Raw genomic sequence first — 19739 nt, forward strand, 5'->3', positions numbered from 1 at the left:
CCAGTCGAACAGGAGTCGGATGAGCAGCCCATTTCGTGATGCCGCTGCAGTAACGCTCGACGCGTCACACCGCGTCGGGCAAGCGCACGTGCCAGGTGCCGTACTCAACGGTCGTTTTCACCCTCCATCTGCAGTCACGGGACTGGTCCCGCGTCCGCGCCTGCATCGCAAACTCACCGCCTCCACTGCCACCACAGGCTCAGGACCCGGGCCCGTCGGACTGCTGTCGGCTCCGGCCGGGGCGGGGAAGACCTTGCTGCTGGCTGATTGGGCTCGCGAACATTCGCGAGCCTCCCCTGATGTTGCGCTGGCCTGGCTGACACTGGCCGAACGCGACAACAACGTGTCGATACTGTGTGAATCCCTCGCCGAAGCGATCGCTACTTCCGTCGATACGTCAGGCCAGAGGCTTCCCGCGCAGACGGGATCCAGGCAACCTGTCGATCAATGGCTCGCGCATTTCGCGGAGACCCTCGAAACGCATGAGCGCCGAACAACGCTGATCCTCGACGACGTTCACACCCTCCACGATCCGATGTCGATCAGTCTTCTCGATCGGATACTCACCCAGACGCCGGGCAACCTGTCGATCATCGTCGCCGCCCGCTACGAACCACCGCTCACGTGGCATCGCCTGGCTCTCGACGGCCGACTCACCCGCTTTGCATCCACCGATCTTGCTTTCGACCGCTCCGAGATCACCGCGATATTCGGTGAGTACAACATCACGCTGGGCGACGACGAGCTTGCAATCGTCGAGAACTTCACCAAGGGGTGGGGCGCCGTCGTTCGCCTCACCGCAGCGTTTCTGGCGGGCCGCACCGACATCGGCGATGCGCTCGACGAGTTCACGCACACGCCCCGCCCGATCGCAGACTTTCTCGTCGACGAGGTACTGACGTCCTTGCCCGAACATGTCACCTCGTTCATGCTGCGGACATCGGTGGTCGATTCTTTCTCAGCCCAACTGGCGGAAACTCTGACCGACTCGAACGCACGGTCCGAGATCGACTCGCTGATTCAGTTCAACTTCCCTGTCACCCGTACCGATTCCGCCGATCACACAACGTGGTTCAGTTATCACCCGCTGTTGCGCGAACATCTTCGGGCAGAGTTCCGTCGCGTCGATCACTACGAGAGAAATCGCGCACACCTGCGAGCCGCGTCCTGGTTCGAAAGCAATCACCTCGAACTCGAAGCGCTCGAACTAGAGGTGTCGATCGGCGACCCACGCCGCATTATCGCGTTTCTCGAACGCTGCGGGCTGGGCCTCGTACTCGACGGGCACTGTGGCGACGTAGTGCGGATCCTCGAATCGGTCTCGACGCAGGTCTCGGAATCCCCGATCACCCGCCTGGTGCTGGCGGCGGCCGCCCTCCATTCCGGTGACGTGACCTCGGCGACGACGTGCCTCGATCTTCTCGAAGCCACTCATCCACCGATTGCAGACGACCCACTGTTTCAGGCGATGAGCCTGGAAATCTCCTGCGTTACGGCAACTTCCGACAGCGAACCGCTGGCGTCACGTCTGGAGCGGCGTCAGAACAGCACCCACTCCGACGTCGAAGCCTACGCACACATGGAGTTGGCGACGGCGCACTTACTGCGACGTGAGTTCGACAGGGCGACTGTCGAATACACTCAAGCCGTCGCACTTGGGACGCTACGGGGCAGGGCGCGATTCGTCTTGAAGTCGCTGACCGGACTGGGCTACGTCGCTTCCCTCAGCGGAGACATCGGGGCCATGAGGGCTCACTCCATCTACGCTCTGGACTACGCGGTCGAACATCGCATCACGACGACTGCGGAGTACGAGTTGTCCGCGTCGGTGGCCGCTTTTGCTGCATATCTCTGCGCTTCGAGTGAGCTTCCGTACCGCATCCCGACCATCGGAAATTACCGGAGCACAGACGTTCTCGGCGCCAGCGCTCCTGCCTTCGGGTGGCACTCCGTCGTAACCTTCGGCCTTCACAGTCTCGACGGCTCGACCGACCGACGCTCGACCGCCGCCGATGTCCGCGACGCGATGCTCAGCGCGATCGAATTACGTACCTTCGCGTTCGCAACCTTGGCTCTTCTACCGCCCGTCGTCAACGCGTGCCTTTCCGTCGGCGAAGTGGAATGGGCCGGCAGACTCGTACGGGATGCGGCCGATCGGTTCGGCGAGACCGCGGAGATACATCTCGCGCGGGGTGCCGTCGCCTTCTCGTCCAACAAGTTCGCGGAAGCACTCGCCGAAGTTTCCGAAGCTCTCGGGTCTTCGGAGATCCCGCTGCTCGCACATCACGTCTACGCCTGGACACTCGAAGCCGGGATCCACGCTGCAACAGGTCACGAGCGCAAGTCGTTTCGTTCCCTCCACAAAGCGCTGCGCGCCGCGGAAGCCGGTAACTTGCTGCGACCCTTCCTCGACTACGGCGCATCCCTGCGGCCGGTGTTCGACGAGTTCAGTGGACATTTCGGCGATCAGGAAGCATTCGCCGAACAGGTACGCAACCGCATTCGTCCACAAGAATTGGTGAGTGCACCGATCCTCACGCCGGGCGAATACACCGTGCTGCGTGAACTCGCTTCGGGAGACACCACCGAGTCGATTGCCGACACACTGTTCCTTTCCGTCAACACCATCAAGACGCATCTTCGCGGGATCTATCGCAAGTTGGAAGTGAGCAACCGACGCGACGCACTCAAGGCTGCGCGACGCGGCGGACTCATCTGAGCAAGACTGCTTCCATGCCCTCGAAGCTGTATTCCGATACGCGCGATCGATTGACCGTGTGGGCGAGACGTACACCGAGTCGACGGTTGGCGACCGATGCAACCGTCGGGGTCCTCGAAGTCGGACTCGTGGACAGCGCCATGACGTTGGCAGCCCAGGCCTTTACGTCCTTGCTCCCGGTCATGATCGCGGCGTCCACCCTGGAGAAGTTGAAGCCGTTGGCTGATGCGGCCAAGGACGACCTCGGCGTCCAACTCCCCGACGCCGAAATCACGAGTACCTCTACTGCGGCCGCCTTCGGGATCGTCGGCTTGCTCATGCTGCTGATCAGTTCCACGTCCTACGCGCGCGCTCTCGGCCGCATGTACGGGCGTATCTGGAGCGTGCCGACCGCGACGCTTCGTCAGGCGTGGCGGTGGATCGCTGTCGTCTTCGTCGTGGCCGGGTCTGTGGTCGGCGCGGCCCTGTGCCGCGAACTGAACAGCGTTCCGGGAGTGGGCAATCTCCTGGAATTTGTTGCGGTCTATGTGGTGTGGGCACTCGTGTGGACTGCCGTGCCCATGCTGCTGACGGCCAATCGCATGACCACTCGTATGTGCGTCGGGTCCGGACTGCTCACCGCGACGGGTCTGACCGGGCTGCACGTGGCCGGCACTCTTTTTCTGCCGCGGATGACCAAGACGTCTCAGGACGAGTTTGGCCTCCTGGGCGTGATGTTCACCGTCATCGGTTGGTTGTTCATCTTCTCGGCCATCGTGGTTGTCGCGTCGTCGATCGTCGGATCAGTGGCCAAAGATTCCGGTCCGCTGGGAATCTGGCTGCGAACCTCACGCTGAGGTGTTGTCCCGACCTGCAAGCGCTTGCGCGACGGTCGGGTAGACGTCGACCTTCAGCGCGCCCTGGTCGGCGCCGGAAAGAACGTCCCGGAATTGTCCGATGTCGCGTGCCACACGGAAACTCACATTCTTGCGAGCCAACGAATCTCGAAGCTGGGCCAGCATCTGAGCCGCGCTGACGTCGATGAACGGTGACGTCTCGGCGTCGAGGACGACCATGGTGGTGCCGGCAGTCACCAGACCGGTGATCTGATCACGCACGTGGTCGGCATTGGCGAAGAACATCCCCGCTTCAACCCTGACCACTACGACGCCGTCGAGTGTCTTCAGATCAGGATGACTGCTGGTGTCCACCCAGCGCGTGCCGTCCTTGGCCAGCGCTGCCACATGTGGTTTGGAGACTCGATACAAGAGCAGCAACATCGAGACGGCGATTCCGATGATCAGTCCGGGCAAGGTGTCGAACAGCAGGACTCCGAACATCGCCGCGATCGCCGCGGCGAAATCGGCCCGCGCGGCATGCCCGTAGATGCTGCCCAACCGCTTCGTCCACACTCGGTACAGCGCTGCGAGAGAAGAGAAATCGACCAGTTCGATCACTGCTGCGATGACCACCGCCGAGAGCGTCGCCTCTGGCAACTTCTCGAACAACCCGGTCAGGAACAACAGCGTCACCAGAGTCAGTGCGGCAACCACCAATCCACTGACCTGGGATTTGGCCCCCGCTCCCCCGTTGACAGCAGTCTTCGAAAGGCTGCCGTTGACCACCATTCCCGAGCAGAGGCCCGATCCGAGGTTTGCCGCGCCCAGTCCAGTCAGTTCACGATTGGCGTCGATTGTGTAACCAGCCTTAGCCGCGTATGTCTTTGCAGCGCCCAGACCTTCAGCGAATCCGATGAGCAGAACGCCGACCGCCGGTCCGACCAGATCGAGGTAGTCCTCAGCTCCCACCCCGCTCGGTAGACCCATCGACGGCAGGCCCGAGTCGATGTGCCCGACGATGTCGATGCCCCGATCATCGAGGCCGAACAACGCTACTGCGGTAATGCCCAGCAGTACAACGAGGAGCGAACCCGGCACGAGCGGAAGCCATCGTTTGACGCCCAGGACCATTGCCAGGCTGAGCAATCCGATGATCATGGTCGGTAGGTCGACCTCGCCCAGTTCCTTCACCACTGTCCATGCCTGGACGAAGAAGTTTCCCTCACCTTTGTCCACGCCCAGAAGTTTGGGTACCTGACCGATGATGATCGTGAGCGCCAGACCGACGATGAATCCCTTCAGAACCGGTTCGGAGATGAAGGAGGCGATGAATCCGAGGCGCATGAACCCCGCCAGCAGCCCGACGAGCCCGGTGATGATCGCCAACCCGGCCGACAACGCAATGAAACGCTCGTCGTCACCCGAGGCCAGTGGCGCGATCATCGCCGCGGACAGGGCTGCGGTCGCCGACATCGGCCCGACGATCAGATGGCGCGAACTGCCGGCTGCTGCATACAAAATCAACGACGGCACCGCAGCATAAAGTCCGACCACCGGTGGAACTCCGGCGATGGTGGCGTACGCGAGCGCTTCCGGGACAAGGACAGCCCACACCGTAAGGCCCGCAATGATGTCGGGGCGAAGCCAAGCGCGTTGGTAGTCGGACAGCGATCCGAAGACCCACCACGTCCGTCTATGCGGAGCACTCATAGTCCTTGCACTCCTTTACTGATCTGCATCGCTGCGATCAGGACGAGGAGCCCGACGTTCAGCAAGTGCGTGTTGGTGGCTATCCAGGTGCGGATCTTCTGCAACGGTTCGGTTGCCTCCTCCTTCTTGATCAGAAGGAGGGCGACGGGCACCGCAACAGAGGTCACGGACACCAGCGAGAAGATCCCAGCCGAGACGATCTGCGACGTGGGCGCCACGGTGCTGAGACGAAAGTTCATGGCGGCGGCGATGGCACACGACATGTCGATGGGGTTGAGAACGAAGAGAGCGAAACCGAGCACACCTGACCGCGCCGGTTGAAAATGCTCCACCGACTGGAGCATTTTCGGCAGCTGAGGGGCCGCAGCCACGACGTCGCCGGGCGCCACTGCGGCCGCCATCGCCTGGACGCCGCGGCGACTGCGCGAGTAGACGAACCAGGCTCCGGCCAGCAGCGTCGCCCCGAGAACGAGATGGAGGATGGGGACCCACAGCGGCGGGTGTGTGCGCTGGTGAACTTGGAGTGCGGTCAAGATGATGTACGAACCGGCCAGCGCGACAACTATTCCGAGATACCACCCGATCAGGTACGCAATGCTGTTGACGCGTGCTCGTTCGGAAAAGAGCACGGCGACAACGGCGACAACCGCCAGCGGGCTCATGATGATCCCGAGTGCCAGCGGGATCTGTTGCAGTAGCAGCGATCCCATAACTACCTCCAGTTGTCAGAGACCGCCGATGCCCTTGCCGATGAGAACGACGCCGATGACCAGGATCAGCACGCTCATCACGGTGGCATTGTTGTCCTGCAACCACACCTTCAGCTTCGCCAACGGACTGCGCAGTCGCTCCGCGGCAACGAGATAGCCGATCACGGGTACGCATACCGTGGAGGCGGCGATGATCGTGAAGACCACAACAGCGACAATCACTTCTCCGGATCCAAGCGAGGCGGATCCGATCGAGATTCCGGCCGCGATACACATCATGAGATTCTTCGGATTGATCGCGGCCAGAGCGAAGCCCAAGCCCAGGCCCTTGGCAGCAGTCATGTCGTCGATGGCTTGCATCCACTTCGGGGTTTCGTGCTCACCTCCGCGGCCGCGCCATTGCTTGGCTCCGAACGCAAGTAGCAGCACACCCAACGCCAGCTTGATCCACGACACCGTCGCTGACGGATCGCCCTCGGAGTCGCCGAGCTTGCTGGACAGGAGCACGAAGATCACAGTGGCGACGATGATTCCGAGTATCCAGCCCAAGGCGAATCCGACGCTGGTACTGCCGGCACGCTTGGACAACAACATCAAGATTGCCGCGATGATCGGGATCGGCGATACCGCAACGCCGACCGCGAGGGGTAACAGATCCCCGATGACAGATCCCATGCCGACCTCTTCTCTCTCCCGGTCGACACTAGGGGTGACGGCTCTGCGGAGCCTCACACAAAAGGGATGAACGGAACCGCGACGACTTTCACCCGTTGGGGATGACGCCTCGGAAGCGTGCGGGAGTAAGACTGGATCTCACGGATGCGGAGTCCTGGATCGGGCAGCGACGCCGATTACATTTGACGACATGTGATTTCGAGGCTCGGAGCGGTGCCGTCCCGGACCTCATGGCCCTACGAAATGGAGCGGACACTGATGAATGCTCCCACTCGGTATCAATTCCTCATCGACGGCGAAGTGTCGGACCGCGTCAAAGCCGCGTTTCCCGAACTCAGTGTTGCCAGTGCGGCCGGCGGATTCACCAGTTTGTACGGACCCGTCGCGGACCACACGGCTATGCGAAGCATCATGGCCCGCCTCGATTCCCTCGGCTTGACCGTCGCCGAAATGCGTCGACTCCCAGACTGATCCGAGACGCCATCCGACGGATTGCCCGCGCACGAGCGATGGTCCCGACCGAGTCGATTCGGTCGGGACCAACAGCTCTCGCAGTTATTCGGTGCCTAGACCCTGTCCCTGTCCCTGTCCCAGGTCGCGACGGCCCAGATCACCACGACATCGAGTGCGATGACAAGGATCGACCACACTGGGTAGTACGGCATCCACAAGAAGTTGGCGATGATCGAGAGCGACGCAATGACGATTGCCGCCGCCCTGGCCCACACTGCACCGGTGAAGAGGCCGAGGGCCACCAAGATTCCGATGATGCCCAAGATGATGTGGATCCAACCCCACGTCGAGATGTCGAACTTGTACGTGTAGTTGATACCCACGACAAACAGATTGTTGTCGGCGACGGCCGCGATGCCCTGAAGCAGAGCGACAATGCCTGCGGTGAGCAGCAGAATTGCTGCTGCAAACGTCGTACCGACCGCGAAACCCTGCCGGACAGGGTGATTCGCGGGTTCCCGCGGTGGAGCAGTCATCAGCGTTCCTTTCGACAGAATGCACTTCCCTTACTCAGTCTCGAGGGGCTGGAAAGCGAAAACATCACCCGTCGCGGATGAACCGCAGGTCACCGACCCCTACCCGCTTGTCGGCAATGCAAACCAATGTTGGCAGACTGGCACTGTGCAACACACCGTAGTCGTGATCACCGATATCTACGCTCCACCTGCGGTGATCTTCGATCTCGAACTCGACATGGACGAACACTCCGCCTCGCTCCGAGCAACAGATGAGGTGGCCGTCACCAGTACTGGTAGATCAACGCTCGGAGAGGGCGACGAGGTGTCTTTCACTGCTCGGCACTTCGGGTGGAGATTCTCGATGACAAGCCGGATCACGCAGTACAACCGTCCGCACTCGTTCACAGACGAGCAGGTCCGAGGGCCATTTGCCGCAATGCAGCACGAGCATATCTTCGACAGTCAGCCGGGCGACTGGACGCGGATGCATGACCGCTTCACGGTTACGGCCCCTTTCGGCGTGCTCGGGCACCTGGCACTGAGGTTGGCTGTCGCCCCCTATCTGCGGCGTCTTCTCGAGCAACGGGCCGCGCACATCAAGAGCCGTGCAGAAGCCGGCACCCCTTTCACCGAGTGAGCACCCTCTCTGACGCGCCGCAGAGAGTGCTCACTCGATAGAACCAGTGGCCACTCAGCAGCAGTCACACTCGTGTCCGCTCTCAGGCACAGCCACAACCGGGCAGCACGGATCACCCTTCCACGCGTTGATGCCTTCTTTCACCGCGATGACGGCGATGACCAGTGCCGCAATCGGATCCGCCCACGACCAGCCGAGCAGCGAGTTGAGCAACAACCCGACGAGCAACACCGCCGAGAGGTAAGTGCAGAGCAACGTCTGCTTCGAGTCCGCGACCGCCGAGAGCGAACCCAACTCCCGACCCGCTCGGCGCTGCGCATAGGACAGGGCCGGCATGATCGCCAAACTCACTGCAGCCAAGACTATTCCGACAGTTGTGTGCTGCGCTTCACCCAGACCGAACAGTGACCGAATCGCGTCGAACGACACATACGCAGCGAGCCCGAAGAACGAGAAGGCAATCACTCGCAGTGCCGTCTTCTCACGACTCGCCGGATCCGGAGCCGAAAACTGCCAGGCGACCGCTGCCGCTGAGGACACTTCGATCACCGAATCAAGACCGAACCCGAACAGGGCCGCGGAAGACACTCGCGTCCCCTCCGTCAACGCGATGATCGCCTCGACGACGTTGTAGCTGATCGTGATCGCCACGAAGATGCGAATTCTTCTCGACAAGAGCGCTCGTCGGGCAGCCGACTGACCGACGTGATCGAGCGGCGCAACCATCAGCAGCACCCCTCTGCTTCGCTGTCCGGGCAGTACGACGGATCCACCGCGAGAACGACCCCGAGCAGGTCGTCGAGAGCCTGACCGATATGTGCGTCGGCGAGTTCGTATCTGGTCCGGCGCCCTTCGGGGACGGCCACCACCAAGCCGCAGCCACGCAGACAGGCCAGATGGTTGGACAGCTTCTGCCTGGTCACAGCCAATGTTTCGGCGAGGTCGGACGGATACCGGGGCGCGATCTTCAGCTCGAGCAGTATCCGTGTTCGAGTCTCGTCGGAAAGAGCATGCCCAAACCTCGCAAGCACCGCCACGTTGGTCACCACATTCATGCCCTCGACATCCATGCGAACGACAGTACATCGAAATCTGTATTCAGAAAACAGTGAACTCCAATGATTCAAGATCCGGCCATCGGGTACCGCAAGCCTGGAACGCTCGACCAGACTTCGACCAGCGGGAGCCCGCATCAGATGAACCGCACAAAAATCGACGATCACATGGCGATGCCAGAACTTCCGACGGCCGGCAGCATCTTTCATGCCTCCTGGCCGGTGCGAACAGGGGACATTCACACCGACAAAAGCCTGCGCCTCGACGCGATCGCGCGATACCTCCAAGACGCGGGCTTCGACAATCTTGTCGACCGCGGCGCCATGGAGACCCATCCACTGTGGATGGTGCGGAGGACGGTGATCGACGTACTCGAACCCGTCGTCTGGCCGGATCGAGTTCACCTGCAGCGCTGGTGTTCCGGACTCTCCAGCAAGTGGTGTTCGATGCGGGTTCGCATCAGGTCCGATGCCGGCGGATTGATCGAAACCGAGGCGTTCTGGATCAACATCGACCCGAAGACGGGAATGCCCGCAACCATCAGTGAAAAGTTCACCGCCGCGCTGGCGTCGACCGCAATCGACCAGCATCTCCACTGGCGTCGGTGGATCGACCCGGCCCCTGACACGACGCCGTCAACGGATACGCCGTTCCCATTGCGCTCGAGCGATTTCGACCCCTTCGATCACGTGAACAACGCGATCTACTGGCAGCCTGTGGAAGACGCGCTGACCGACGACCTGAGGCGCGGACCCTTTCGGGCGATCCTCGAGTACACGCAGCCCATCAAGAGAGGTGAGCAGGTAACTGCGCGAGGGGGCACGAACATCCTGCACATCGACGCCGGCGGCGAGGCACGTGCGTCGGCGCGCTGGTTCGCCTTGACTCCGAAGAGCAGCGATCAGGGGTGAAGTTTTCCGAATCCCACAACGGCAGAGTCGGATTGCCAGTCCAGATCGTGCACCCTCACCTTGCCGAACTCGTTGCCGCCAACCGTGATCGCTGTATCGCCGTCCACTGCCACCACGATGTTGGTGTGCTGACCGACCCATCTCGAACTGTCGTAGATCACCACATCACCCACGTTCGGGGTGTATCCGCTGCCGTTCTCGGCGTAGGCACCGATCCCCTGGTAGTACTCCTGCAAGGTGTACACCCCCGGGACGCGCCAGCTGCCGGAGTTCGGGTTGGACAAAGGTCGACCCGCTTCCCTCATGATCCAGCTGACAAAATCGGCGCACCACTCTTCGTCGATACCGTCGGAATAGAAGGTGCCCGGACGATCCTGCTCGTGCTCGGATCGGAGTAGTTCGAGCACACGAGCCTGGTCCGAAGTCACCGAACTGGCGTCGACCGTCGGGAACTCGGCGGTATCCCAGGGCAGATATCGCGATGGCGCGACCGCGACGGCCACCGCACCAACCACGATGACGACGCCGAGCACTCCGGCAATCCAGAGCAAGATACGGCGGCGACGATTGGGTTCGGCAGGACTCACCCTTACGAGTGTGCCAGTTAGCCTCGCACTAAATCCCCGACCGTGCGATTGACCTGGCCATTCACAACAAACCCACACGAAGGTGCCACCGGACTATTGCCATGGCACCAAAGTGGTGCCATAGTGATGCCATGGATTTGACACCGTACGTCGACAACCTTCGCCACGAACTCGCGGTGGCGGCCGAAGCAGGCGGAGAAGACGCAAAGGCACTCGCCGATCGTTTGACCGCACCGTTGGAATCAGCAGTGCGACTCACCCTTCTCGACGCATTGTCTGCGGCAGCGGCCGAGATCACGCGTGACCTCGCCCCGGGTTCGGTGGACCTGCGCCTGCGGGGACGCGAACCCGAATTCGTGGTGGCACCGGCCATCAGCGAACCGGCGCCGGCTCCCGTCGAAGAAGAACCGACCCCGACTCCGCGCCCTGTCACGGAGTCCGACGACGCCTCGATGACTCGAATCAACCTGCGTCTGGGGCAAGACCTCAAAGACCGGATCGAGGCGGCGGCCCGGGAAGCCGGGATCTCCGTCAACGCGTGGCTGGTTCGCTCGGCTGCGACCGCTCTGGAAGGCGGCATGAACAGAAGCATTCCGAGACAGCGCACGTCCCAAGGTTCCGAAAGCTTCACCGGCTGGGTGCACTGACACCGGCCTACTTTTTCGCTCCACCCTCTTTCACCAACCGAGACAACCTCATCGGGAGTATCACCATGCCTACATTCAGCACACCTGACCCCATCACCTTGAGCTTCGACGTGGCAGTCGGGCACATCCGGATCACGGCGAGCGACCGCAACGACACTGTCGTGGAAGTGCTGCCCAGCAACTCGTCTCGCGAGGTCGACGTTCGAATCGCTGAACAAACGCGCGTCGAATTCGCGGGTGGCCGGCTGCAGATCAAGACTCCGAAACAGCGCGGCCTCGGCATTTTCGGGAAGACAGGATCTGTCGACATCTCCGTTCAACTTCCCTCCGCTTCGGAACTCGAAGGCACTGCCGCAGTTGCCAGCCTCCGCGCCGACGGCACTCTCGGACGATCCCGCGTGAAGGTCTCGGCCGGCGATTGCACACTGGACACCACGGGACCGCTCAATGTCAGCACGGGGGCGGGCGCGATCACCGTCGAGCATGTGGCTGGCGACATCGACACGAGCACCGGGTCCGGAAGCATCCGCATCGGCCGTGTCGACGGCAACGCGGAGGTCAAGAATTCCAACGGCGACATCAACATCGGCACGATCACAGGCGCGCTGAAGGCAAAGACCGCCAACGGCAGTGTCGCCGTGGAGCACGCCGAGTCCGACGCAACGGCCGCAACCGCCAACGGCGACATACGTTTCGAGACCGTCGAGAGCGGAGTCGTATCTGCAAAGACGGCTGCCGGGCGAATCCATATCGGCGTTCGATCCGGAACCGCCGCGCGATTCGACGCTCACACGTCCTTCGGTCGCGTCGACAACCAGATGAATGCCACGCACGGACCGGCTTCGACCGAACGCCGGGTAGACGTCCGGGCGCACACCAGCTACGGCGACATCGTCATTCGACGTTCGGAGCCTCGAGAAGAATCCACCAAGAAGATCTAGCGAAAGGAACGCTGATGTCCCGTAAACCAGCCATCACCGCGACGGGCCTGAAGAAGGCCTACGACGACAAGACGGTACTGGACGGAATCGACATCTCCGTCGACCGCGGAACCGTCTTTGCGCTCCTCGGTCCCAACGGCGCCGGCAAGACCACCATCGTGGAAATCCTCTCGACCCTCGTTCCCGCAGACGGGGGTGACATCCGCATCGCCGGGTACAACCCTTCCGACGATCCCGACGCGGTGCGTTCGCGTATCGGCGTCACCGGGCAGTTCTCGGCGGTCGACGACTATCTGTCCGGTGAGGAGAACCTTCTCCTCATGGCGGACCTACATCATCTCGGCAAGGACGAACGCCGAACTCGCACTGACGAACTCCTGAAGAAGTTCGATCTGGTCGACTCCGCAGACAAGCTGGCTTCGACCTACTCGGGCGGAATGCGCCGACGGCTCGATCTGGCAATGACGTTGATCGGGCGGCCGGAGATCATCTTCCTGGACGAACCCACCACCGGTCTCGACCCCCGGAGTCGACGCACCATGTGGCAGATCATCCGGGAGTTGGTCAAGGGCGGTGTCACCATCTTCCTCACGACGCAGTACCTCGAGGAAGCTGATCAGTTGGCCGACCACATCGCCGTCCTCGACCAGGGACGGATAGTCGCCCAAGGTACGGCGGCGGAACTCAAGCGGCACATCCCCGGCGGCCACATTCGACTCCATTTCTTCGACCGAGATCAACTTGATACTGCTGCAGCCGTTTTCGACGAATCATCGCGTGATGACGCCGCCTATGTCCTCCAGGTCCCCAGCGACGGGGGTGTCCGCTCGCTGCGTTCTCTTCTCGACCAACTCGACGCCCACTCGATCGACGTCAAGGAACTCTCCGTACACACACCGGACCTGGACGACGTGTTCCTGACTCTGACCGCCACCGAAAGGACCGACGCGCGATGACCACCATGACGCTTGCCTATCAGGACTCGAAAACCATGCTGCGTCGCAGTATTCGACACATCCTTCGATATCCGTCGATGACTGTGATGCTTGTCGGGATGCCAATCGTCTTCCTGCTGCTGTTCGTCTACGTGCTCGGTGGGACTCTCGGGAACGGCCTCGGCCCCGGCGGTGGTGGCCGAGCCGAATACGTCAATTACGTTGCACCGGCGATCATTCTGATGACCGTGGCATCAGCGGCACAAGGTACGGCCATCTCCGTCGCAACCGATATGACCGCGGGGATCATTGCACGATTCCGCACGATGGCGATCACGCGCACGTCCGTCCTGACCGGTCACGTTATCGGCAGTCTCCTTCAGACGATTGTCAGCCTCGTTGTTGTCATCGCCGTGGCGATAGCCGTCGGCTTCCGGCCGACTGCAGGCTTCGTGGAATGGGCCGCGACGTTTGCACTTCTCATCCTGGTCTCCATCGCCATGATCTGGTTGTCGGTTGCCTTCGGCCTCGTCAGCAAGAGCGTCGAGACGGCCAGCAATCTCCCGATGGTGTTGATCCTCTTACCTTTCCTGGGAAGCGGATTTGTCCCCACCGACTCGATGCCGACCGTGTTGCGATGGTTCGCCGAGTATCAGCCGTTCACTCCGATCATCGAGACGCTTCGAGGACTTCTTCTCGGCGAAGCTATCGGGAACAACGCGATACTCGCGATCGGATGGTGCGTCGCAATAACCTTCCTCTCCTACCTCTGGGCGCGGAGTTTGTTCAACCGACGCCCGGTGCGCTGACCGCGAAACACACGTTCTTCGAGAACAGGTACGGTGTCGCTGTCGTCGAGTTCCGAGGCGATGGCGACGTCGTGTGGAAACCCCATGACGATCAACTCGCGTCCTGAGGCACAGTCCCGCAGGCGGTCCTCGTACGAATCCGCCACCGCCGCCCACGCATCCGCCGCCATCCGAGCCTCGGGCGATACGTGGCCGTCCCAACCAACAGAGGTCAGCGCCGTGACAACCGCACCGGCACCCCACAGATCCTCCGCCGCCGGGCGCAACTCTCCACCGGGCCACTTCTCCCCGGATGCGACTATCGCAACCCGCGATCCCGGACCATGTTCGTGCACAATCCAATCCGCGACGGCAGAAGCGTTCCTCAAGGAAGCGCCGACACACACCGCAACCACGGACGCCAACGCAAACGCGATAGTCGACCCGTTCGGAGACGGCAGTACCAGCCGACTTGGCGCCTCGGTCTCGCGAATCGTCCTGGGAGACAGACTGATCTGACCCTCTCTGGCCACACTTCGTCGTACAGCCAGAACCGCATCGGCATCGCGTGCGTAGTCGACCGCACTCTCGTCATTCCAGGAAAAGGGAAGTACGTCGATTCCCGCGTCGGCGGCGACGCTCAGCGTGGTCGTGAACGAGAGGACGTCGACCACGACGGCTACATCGACGCCCGCCGCGATCGCCTCGGCGCCGCGCAGGCCCCAGTCGAATCGAAGTCCGTACTCGAGTTGGCGGTGCTCCTGATTCATGTGGGCAAGTCTCTCAGAAAGTAAGCAGTTTCTCCGGCACGCGTAAATCCTCGTGCTCGTACAGTGCTCGCACGGCCACAGGATCGTCGGTGGCGCACACGGCGGCGATGTCGTCGAGCAGTGCGTCGTACTCCTCACCGGTCTTTCCGTCGTAGGCATCGGTCATCCGGCCCCACTCGTCCCACGGCAGAGTTTCGACTTTGTTCACCGCGGCAAGATCTTTCACAGCGTTGCCGCGGATCTCGGCTGCTCCCCAGTTCTGGGTTCCGTACACCCCGAACTGGGACGCGTCGATCTCGCCGCGTCGATACGCCAGCCACGCCTCGCCGCCACTGAGGAATTCTCCAGGCTGCAGGTCATGGGCGTGAGGAAGGACGTTCTGTCCGAGGATCTCGGAATCGATGCGGATCCACCGCTTGCCCGCGTCGTCCCAGTACTCGGTGATCCAGTGGTCGACGCCCTGTCCCGGTTGAAAGTAGGTGGCAAAACCACAACGGACCCGGGCGGCAAAACCGCGGTAACGCAGAAACGCACAACTCAAGACAGCAAAGTGCCGACAGGTTCCGACAACCCGCTTGTCGGGTTCTCGGGCGGTGGTGACCGGTGCCGGATCGAGCGCAAGCAACCGTTCGAGCAGAACGCTTGCAGGCCGGATCTGGTTTTCGTCGAATCGGTCGGCGGGCAGATTCAGCGACTGAGCATCGGTGGGTTGGACAACCAGGAACGGGACCACCCCGCAAATGTCCACGGGATCGGCGGCGAGCGGTTCGAGGGCGAGCACATTTACCCCGTCGACGCGGGTAAACGGTCCAGCTGTTGCGTAGTCGAAAACCGCCGTCATGGGCGGAGGTTAACAAACACTGCCGACACAGCCATTCCACTATGGTTAGGGTCCCATAACAATGAAACCCGAGGTTGCTGTGAATCCCATGTTGAGCCGCCGTGCCATGCTGTCCGTCACCTTCGCCACGGCAGCAGGTTTTGCCCTTGCTGCCTGCGGCGACAGCGCGAAGGACGAATCCGCTCCCGGTGCCGAGAGCGGGCACGCCGAGGCGAATGCCTTCCCGGTGACCATCGACCACAAGTTCGGCTCCACCACCATCGAGCAAGCTCCCAGCCGCATCGCAGCGGTCGGCATCGGCGACGCAGACGTACTGCTCTCCCTCGGACTGACTCCCGTCCTGGTCCCGGTGTGGAAAGGATCGACCGACGACGGAATCGGCGTCTGGGCCGACTCGGCCGTCCAGGGCGCCGAGCCGACGCCATTGGCCAACGCCACCACCGATTTCGACATCGAAACGATCGTCGCCGCAGCGCCTGACCTGATCATCGCCGTCAACAATGCGATCGACGAGGATCTGTACAAGCAACTCAGCGCCATCGCGCCGACAGTGCTGCACGCCGCCGATCAGACGGATTGGGTTCTGCCCTGGCAAGAGGTCACGACCCGCATCGGCACCGCTGTCGGCGTACCCGCGCAGGCGAAGCAGGAGGTCCGGGAAGTGGAGGACCTCATCGTCCGTACCCGCACGGAAAACCCCCAGTTCGAGGGCAAGACAGCAGCTCTCGTCATTCGCTGGAGTGACGGAAATCTTCGAGCGTTCAGCCCCGAGGCAGCCCGCGCTCAGCTGCTCACGCAACTGGGGTTCACGGCGCCTGCCGCACTGAAGGATCGGTTCGCGGGCAAGCTGAACTACGAGATCTCCGCGGAGAACTACGACCTTCTCGAGTGCGACTACCTGCTCTTCGACAACTACGAGAAGGCTCGTCCCGAGATGGAGTCGCAGCCGGCATTCACCAATCTGAACGTGGTCAAGACCGGCGGCCTGATCAGCTTGGACCCCATCGTCAGCGACGCGGTGTCCATGCCGAACCCGCTCACCATTCCGTTTGTGCTGGAAGATTTCGTAGCAAAGATCAATCAGACGATCGCGGGTCGATAACCTTCGTTCGGCCGGACCACACCCACAACACCACAGCCGACACGGCCACGCAGAGCGCAACCATCACCCACGGTGACGCCGGCGCTGCGCGGCCGTTGTCGACAAGGTCGTACACGAATCCGACTCCCACCGTTCCCAGGAGCGCGAGCAGACCGCCGATCGTGTTGAGCATGCCGAAGTGCGCTCCGAGGTTGCTTTCACGACCGAGAATCGCGATGGTGTCCCTCATCGGCGGCACCATCAACATCTGTCCCAGGTGCAGCAGCCCGATCCACACCGCCAGACCAACTATCTGCGTCGACGCCGAAGCTGCGGCGCTGACGCCGGTGACCAGCGGAACCAGGAACGACACCGAAATGAGTACAAGCCCGAAGGTGATCGCGCGCCGATGGCCGATGCGGTGGGCAACCGCGACCGTCGGTCCTTGCCCGACGATCACCAACACCGCTGCGCCCACGTAGAACCATCCCAGCGCCGCCTGCGAACCGACTCCGCGCTCGAGCTGTTCCGGAAGCATCAGGTACAGCTGGCTGTACGCGACCAGCTGAAAGCTGCATAGCGTCGCGAAGAGCAGAAAGTTGTTGTTGGTCAGGACGCTTCGCCAGACGTCGCGCAGCGTATAGGTCGACACCGGGCCGTCGTGTGCATCGCCCGGTCGGGGGAACCAGATGAAGAACCCGACCCACATGATCGCGAAGAGCAACGCGGCGCTCGACGCCGTCCACGAGAACGGAAACATCAGGAGAGCAGCTCCCAGCGCGGGACCGATCACGGTTCCCAGTCGACTGCACATCTGTTCCACTGCAAACAAATCGGTACGACGCATAACTCCGGCGGACTCGAGTTCGCGTCCGTATTCCGCGTTGGCCGACTCCACTGCGGGTGCGAAGAGCGCGGCAGCAAAGCCGACCAGGAGCACGCCGACGATCACGGCGGTCATGCTTTCGGCCAGACCGAGCATCAGGAAACCGACCACACGAACGGCTATGCCCAGCAGGATGATCGGACGCTTGCCGAACCTGTCGGCGAGGCTTCCACCGATGAAGAACATGCCCTGCTGACTGAACATCCGAAGCCCGAGGACCAGGCCGACAATCCAGGCCGCAAATCCGAGGTCCTCCGAAAGGTGCACCGCCAGAAAGGGGACAACCAGATAGAACCCGATGTTGAACAGCACCATCGAGAGCAGGAGCAGCTTCACCACCGGCGGCAGGACACGAACCTTCGCGAAGGTCTTGTTACCGGGGAAACGCTCACTGAGTACCACGATCAGAAGACTATTGCCCGCACGGCGTTCTGTGGAAATCTACCATTTTGCAATTGGTTAACTGTCCGTTTAGGTAGCGATGGTAATCATCTTCCGGGGGTTCGAGCACACAACAACGAGAGCCGGGATTTGATGAATGGATTGACGCGCCGCCAGATGGTCAAGGCGATGGCGGTAGCCGCGGGCACAGTCACCGCAAGCGCATTTACATTGGGTGCCAATACCTCCGTCGCGGGGGCGAACCCCGCACAGGAGATCAAAGTGCTCTCCCTCAATACCTGGCACGGCGGAACCAAGATCAACGGTGGCCTGCAGCTGATCGCCGACATGATCATCTCGACACAGGCGTCGATAGTTCTCCTGTCGGAAGCCGGCACTGCGACAACTGTATTGGCCGACATGCTGACCAAATCAGGAACCACCTTCTACGGAGCAGCGTCCTCCGACGTGGGGATTCTCTCCAAGTTTCCGATCGAGGAAACAGCTGACCTGAACTCGATGATCAAGGCAGTCGTGACGGTCGACGGCAAACAAATCGCTGCTTACTCGGCACATCTGGCCTACACGTCCTACGCGACGTATCTACCGCGCGGATACGGCGCGGGCGTTCCCAAGCCAGGAGAGTTCTCCGAGTTCGGCTGGAACAAGATGCCGTCCGGTCCGGTCACGGACCCCGAGACGGTTCAGCGTGTGAACGTCAATTCCGGACGACCCAAGGCAATTTCGACGTTCATCGACGATGCGGCCAAAGAACGGGCCAAGGGAAGATCCGTCATCCTCGGTGGCGATTTCAACGAACCGTCGGCCCTGGATTGGACCGACGGCACGCGAAATCTGTTCGACCACAACGGTGTCGTCATTCCCTGGGAATCCACTCGTCTACTCGACCAAGCCGGATTTGCCGACGCTTACCGCAGTAAGTATCCGAACCCGGCCACACACCCGGGCTTCACCTGGCCGTCCGACAATCCCGACGTCGACACATCACAGCTCACCTGGGCACCCGAGGCGGACGAACGCGATCGGATCGACTACATCTTCGCCGACCGCGCTTCCGACCTGAAGCTGGGATCTGTCGGAATCATCGGTCCGCGAAAGACGATCGTGCACAACCAAAGAGTGGAAGAGAACTCCCAGGACAACTTCATCGCTTCGCCGACGCCGTGGCCGACCGATCACAAGGCCGTTCTCGCGACGTATCGTTTTGCCACGTTCGGCGGCGGATCATCTACCGGCTCGTGGAGCGGTTCCTGACAGGGCATCTCGTAGCCAGTCGATCATCATCGGCGTCAACTCGGGCAGCTTGGTCACTGCGCAGTGCCCCGCATCCGGGATGACGTGTACCTGCGTGTTCGGACGCTCCTCGAAGAGAGTGGTGTCCGAGAGCGGAATGTGAACGTCGTCGGCCCCGTTGACCACAAGCATCGGGGTCCGGCCGTCGTCTGCGGCCATCAATGCACTGCGATCGAATGCGCGGAGACCCTGTACCAGTGCCTCTTTGGTTGCCGGTGCATCGAAACCCAGTGCGTTTCCGACGATGTCACCCATGCCGTAGACCAGGCGCTCCGCGTTCGCGGTCTCGAATGCACCCTTGACCGGGGCGCCGATGTTGATCCCGCATCGACGGCACCGGTCAGCCCCGACCGCACGGCGA

Annotated in this window: 22 protein-coding genes; 11 read left to right on the forward strand and 11 right to left on the reverse strand. The window is 61.7% G+C overall.

Annotation, left to right across the window (positions count from 1 at the left end; genetic code table 11):
- The first annotated feature begins 19 nt into the window (after positions 1–19).
- Both ACFT1A_RS14525 and ACFT1A_RS14530 read left to right on the forward strand, forming a co-directional pair.
- On the forward strand, positions 20–2719 hold the full coding sequence (locus ACFT1A_RS14525) for a LuxR C-terminal-related transcriptional regulator (protein WP_378447564.1): 2700 nt from the start codon (positions 20–22) through the stop codon (positions 2717–2719).
- A gap of 14 nt (positions 2720–2733) precedes the next feature.
- Positions 2734–3555 (forward strand): hypothetical protein, encoded by an 822-nt coding sequence (locus ACFT1A_RS14530; RefSeq protein ID WP_378447565.1) that lies wholly within the window; start codon positions 2734–2736, stop codon positions 3553–3555.
- On the opposite strand, the gene ACFT1A_RS14535 is transcribed toward ACFT1A_RS14530, so the two are convergent.
- Genes ACFT1A_RS14535 through ACFT1A_RS14545 form a run of 3 tightly spaced genes read right to left on the reverse strand, consistent with a single transcriptional unit; the run spans position 3547 to position 6632 of the window.
- Entirely contained in the window at positions 3547–5247 is a 1701-nt protein-coding gene (locus ACFT1A_RS14535) for a SulP family inorganic anion transporter (RefSeq protein ID WP_378447566.1), read from the reverse strand. The genes ACFT1A_RS14530 and ACFT1A_RS14535 overlap by 9 nt on opposite strands.
- Positions 5244–5957: a GAP family protein gene (locus ACFT1A_RS14540; protein ID WP_378447567.1), complete on the reverse strand. Its 714-nt coding sequence runs from the start codon at positions 5955–5957 to the stop codon at positions 5244–5246. The genes ACFT1A_RS14535 and ACFT1A_RS14540 overlap by 4 nt, the downstream gene beginning before the upstream one ends.
- Before the next feature lie 15 nt (positions 5958–5972).
- Positions 5973–6632 (reverse strand): GAP family protein, encoded by a 660-nt coding sequence (locus tag ACFT1A_RS14545; protein WP_378447568.1) that lies wholly within the window; start codon positions 6630–6632, stop codon positions 5973–5975.
- Positions 6633–6890: 258 nt separating this feature from the next.
- Here ACFT1A_RS14545 and ACFT1A_RS14550 point away from each other — a divergent pair, with 258 nt between their 5' ends.
- A complete protein-coding gene (locus ACFT1A_RS14550; RefSeq protein ID WP_003943015.1) occupies positions 6891–7103 on the forward strand; it encodes a hypothetical protein in 213 nt (70 codons plus the stop codon).
- A 95-nt stretch (positions 7104–7198) separates the two neighbouring features.
- Here the strand turns inward: ACFT1A_RS14550 and ACFT1A_RS14555 are convergent, their stop codons facing one another.
- On the reverse strand, positions 7199–7621 hold the full coding sequence (locus ACFT1A_RS14555; protein ID WP_378447569.1) for a hypothetical protein: 423 nt from the start codon (positions 7619–7621) through the stop codon (positions 7199–7201).
- 145 nt (positions 7622–7766) lie between these two features.
- Here ACFT1A_RS14555 and ACFT1A_RS14560 point away from each other — a divergent pair, with 145 nt between their 5' ends.
- A complete protein-coding gene (locus ACFT1A_RS14560; protein WP_378447570.1) occupies positions 7767–8240 on the forward strand; it encodes an SRPBCC family protein in 474 nt (157 codons plus the stop codon).
- Between the two features lie 54 nt (positions 8241–8294).
- Here the strand turns inward: ACFT1A_RS14560 and ACFT1A_RS14565 are convergent, their stop codons facing one another.
- On the reverse strand, positions 8295–8966 hold the full coding sequence (locus ACFT1A_RS14565) for a cation transporter (protein ID WP_378447571.1): 672 nt from the start codon (positions 8964–8966) through the stop codon (positions 8295–8297).
- A complete protein-coding gene (locus tag ACFT1A_RS14570) occupies positions 8966–9310 on the reverse strand; it encodes an ArsR/SmtB family transcription factor (RefSeq protein WP_378447572.1) in 345 nt (114 codons plus the stop codon). Before ACFT1A_RS14570 ends, ACFT1A_RS14565 begins: the two co-directional genes overlap by 1 nt.
- A gap of 48 nt (positions 9311–9358) precedes the next feature.
- On the opposite strand from ACFT1A_RS14570, the gene ACFT1A_RS14575 reads away from it, so the two are divergent.
- Positions 9359–10207: an acyl-[acyl-carrier-protein] thioesterase gene (locus tag ACFT1A_RS14575; RefSeq protein WP_378447573.1), complete on the forward strand. Its 849-nt coding sequence runs from the start codon at positions 9359–9361 to the stop codon at positions 10205–10207.
- Here ACFT1A_RS14575 and ACFT1A_RS14580 read toward each other — a convergent pair.
- Entirely contained in the window at positions 10198–10794 is a 597-nt protein-coding gene (locus ACFT1A_RS14580; RefSeq protein ID WP_378447574.1) for a CHAP domain-containing protein, read from the reverse strand. The genes ACFT1A_RS14575 and ACFT1A_RS14580 overlap by 10 nt on opposite strands.
- A gap of 131 nt (positions 10795–10925) precedes the next feature.
- Here ACFT1A_RS14580 and ACFT1A_RS14585 point away from each other — a divergent pair, with 131 nt between their 5' ends.
- From ACFT1A_RS14585 to ACFT1A_RS14600, 4 genes are all read left to right on the forward strand, one after another.
- The gene (locus ACFT1A_RS14585; RefSeq protein ID WP_378447575.1) at positions 10926–11441 is read left to right on the forward strand and encodes a toxin-antitoxin system HicB family antitoxin; all 516 of its coding nucleotides are present in this window, start codon (positions 10926–10928) and stop codon (positions 11439–11441) included.
- A 65-nt stretch (positions 11442–11506) separates the two neighbouring features.
- Positions 11507–12382: a DUF4097 domain-containing protein gene (locus ACFT1A_RS14590; protein ID WP_378447576.1), complete on the forward strand. Its 876-nt coding sequence runs from the start codon at positions 11507–11509 to the stop codon at positions 12380–12382.
- 14 nt (positions 12383–12396) lie between these two features.
- Positions 12397–13338 (forward strand): ATP-binding cassette domain-containing protein, encoded by a 942-nt coding sequence (locus ACFT1A_RS14595; protein ID WP_378447577.1) that lies wholly within the window; start codon positions 12397–12399, stop codon positions 13336–13338.
- Positions 13335–14126, forward strand: a complete 792-nt coding sequence (locus ACFT1A_RS14600) for an ABC transporter permease (protein ID WP_378447578.1) — start codon at positions 13335–13337, stop codon at positions 14124–14126. The genes ACFT1A_RS14595 and ACFT1A_RS14600 overlap by 4 nt, the downstream gene beginning before the upstream one ends.
- Here ACFT1A_RS14600 and ACFT1A_RS14605 read toward each other — a convergent pair.
- Complete coding sequence (locus tag ACFT1A_RS14605) at positions 14081–14875, reverse strand: 2-phosphosulfolactate phosphatase (RefSeq protein WP_378447579.1); 795 nt, start codon at positions 14873–14875, stop codon at positions 14081–14083. The genes ACFT1A_RS14600 and ACFT1A_RS14605 overlap by 46 nt on opposite strands.
- 13 nt (positions 14876–14888) lie before the next feature.
- Positions 14889–15716 carry a transglutaminase domain-containing protein gene (locus tag ACFT1A_RS14610; RefSeq protein WP_378447580.1) on the reverse strand — a complete coding sequence of 276 codons (828 nt, stop codon included), beginning with the start codon at positions 15714–15716 and terminating at the stop codon, positions 14889–14891.
- Positions 15717–15804: 88 nt separating this feature from the next.
- Between ACFT1A_RS14610 and ACFT1A_RS14615 the strand changes: the two genes are divergently transcribed.
- Positions 15805–16818, forward strand: coding sequence for an ABC transporter substrate-binding protein (locus ACFT1A_RS14615; RefSeq protein ID WP_378447581.1), 1014 nt, complete (start codon positions 15805–15807; stop codon positions 16816–16818).
- Here the strand turns inward: ACFT1A_RS14615 and ACFT1A_RS14620 are convergent.
- A complete protein-coding gene (locus ACFT1A_RS14620; RefSeq protein WP_378447582.1) occupies positions 16793–18085 on the reverse strand; it encodes an MFS transporter in 1293 nt (430 codons plus the stop codon). The two genes, ACFT1A_RS14615 and ACFT1A_RS14620, sit on opposite strands and share 26 nt — an antisense overlap.
- A gap of 132 nt (positions 18086–18217) precedes the next feature.
- Between ACFT1A_RS14620 and ACFT1A_RS14625 the strand changes: the two genes are divergently transcribed.
- Positions 18218–19339, forward strand: coding sequence for an endonuclease/exonuclease/phosphatase family protein (locus ACFT1A_RS14625; RefSeq protein WP_378447583.1), 1122 nt, complete (start codon positions 18218–18220; stop codon positions 19337–19339).
- Here the strand turns inward: ACFT1A_RS14625 and ACFT1A_RS14630 are convergent.
- On the reverse strand, positions 19310–19633 hold the full coding sequence (locus ACFT1A_RS14630) for an alpha/beta hydrolase family protein (protein WP_378447584.1): 324 nt from the start codon (positions 19631–19633) through the stop codon (positions 19310–19312). The two genes, ACFT1A_RS14625 and ACFT1A_RS14630, sit on opposite strands and share 30 nt — an antisense overlap.
- Between the last annotated feature and the right edge of the window lie 106 nt (positions 19634–19739).

The organism is Rhodococcus sp. NPDC057135 (genome assembly GCF_042670865.1).
GTDB lineage: Bacteria > Actinomycetota > Actinomycetes > Mycobacteriales > Mycobacteriaceae > Rhodococcus_F.

Bases quoted from the DNA above. Each gene is read 5' to 3' on its own strand.
- ACFT1A_RS14525 (WP_378447564.1), top strand. From the start codon at position 20: ATGAGCAGCCCATTTCGTGATGCCGCTGCAGTAACGCTCGACGCGTCA.
- ACFT1A_RS14530 (WP_378447565.1), top strand. From the start codon at position 2,734: ATGCCCTCGAAGCTGTATTCCGATACGCGCGATCGATTGACCGTGTGG.
- ACFT1A_RS14535 (WP_378447566.1), bottom strand. From the start codon at position 5,247: ATGAGTGCTCCGCATAGACGGACGTGGTGGGTCTTCGGATCGCTGTCC.
- ACFT1A_RS14540 (WP_378447567.1), bottom strand. From the start codon at position 5,957: ATGGGATCGCTGCTACTGCAACAGATCCCGCTGGCACTCGGGATCATC.
- ACFT1A_RS14545 (WP_378447568.1), bottom strand. From the start codon at position 6,632: ATGGGATCTGTCATCGGGGATCTGTTACCCCTCGCGGTCGGCGTTGCG.
- ACFT1A_RS14550 (WP_003943015.1), top strand. From the start codon at position 6,891: ATGAATGCTCCCACTCGGTATCAATTCCTCATCGACGGCGAAGTGTCG.
- ACFT1A_RS14555 (WP_378447569.1), bottom strand. From the start codon at position 7,621: ATGACTGCTCCACCGCGGGAACCCGCGAATCACCCTGTCCGGCAGGGT.
- ACFT1A_RS14565 (WP_378447571.1), bottom strand. From the start codon at position 8,966: ATGGTTGCGCCGCTCGATCACGTCGGTCAGTCGGCTGCCCGACGAGCG.
- ACFT1A_RS14570 (WP_378447572.1), bottom strand. From the start codon at position 9,310: ATGGATGTCGAGGGCATGAATGTGGTGACCAACGTGGCGGTGCTTGCG.
- ACFT1A_RS14575 (WP_378447573.1), top strand. From the start codon at position 9,359: ATGATTCAAGATCCGGCCATCGGGTACCGCAAGCCTGGAACGCTCGAC.
- ACFT1A_RS14585 (WP_378447575.1), top strand. From the start codon at position 10,926: ATGGATTTGACACCGTACGTCGACAACCTTCGCCACGAACTCGCGGTG.
- ACFT1A_RS14590 (WP_378447576.1), top strand. From the start codon at position 11,507: ATGCCTACATTCAGCACACCTGACCCCATCACCTTGAGCTTCGACGTG.
- ACFT1A_RS14595 (WP_378447577.1), top strand. From the start codon at position 12,397: ATGTCCCGTAAACCAGCCATCACCGCGACGGGCCTGAAGAAGGCCTAC.
- ACFT1A_RS14600 (WP_378447578.1), top strand. From the start codon at position 13,335: ATGACCACCATGACGCTTGCCTATCAGGACTCGAAAACCATGCTGCGT.
- ACFT1A_RS14605 (WP_378447579.1), bottom strand. From the start codon at position 14,875: ATGAATCAGGAGCACCGCCAACTCGAGTACGGACTTCGATTCGACTGG.
- ACFT1A_RS14610 (WP_378447580.1), bottom strand. From the start codon at position 15,716: ATGACGGCGGTTTTCGACTACGCAACAGCTGGACCGTTTACCCGCGTC.
- ACFT1A_RS14615 (WP_378447581.1), top strand. From the start codon at position 15,805: ATGTTGAGCCGCCGTGCCATGCTGTCCGTCACCTTCGCCACGGCAGCA.
- ACFT1A_RS14625 (WP_378447583.1), top strand. From the start codon at position 18,218: ATGAATGGATTGACGCGCCGCCAGATGGTCAAGGCGATGGCGGTAGCC.
- ACFT1A_RS14630 (WP_378447584.1), bottom strand. From the start codon at position 19,633: ATGGGTGACATCGTCGGAAACGCACTGGGTTTCGATGCACCGGCAACC.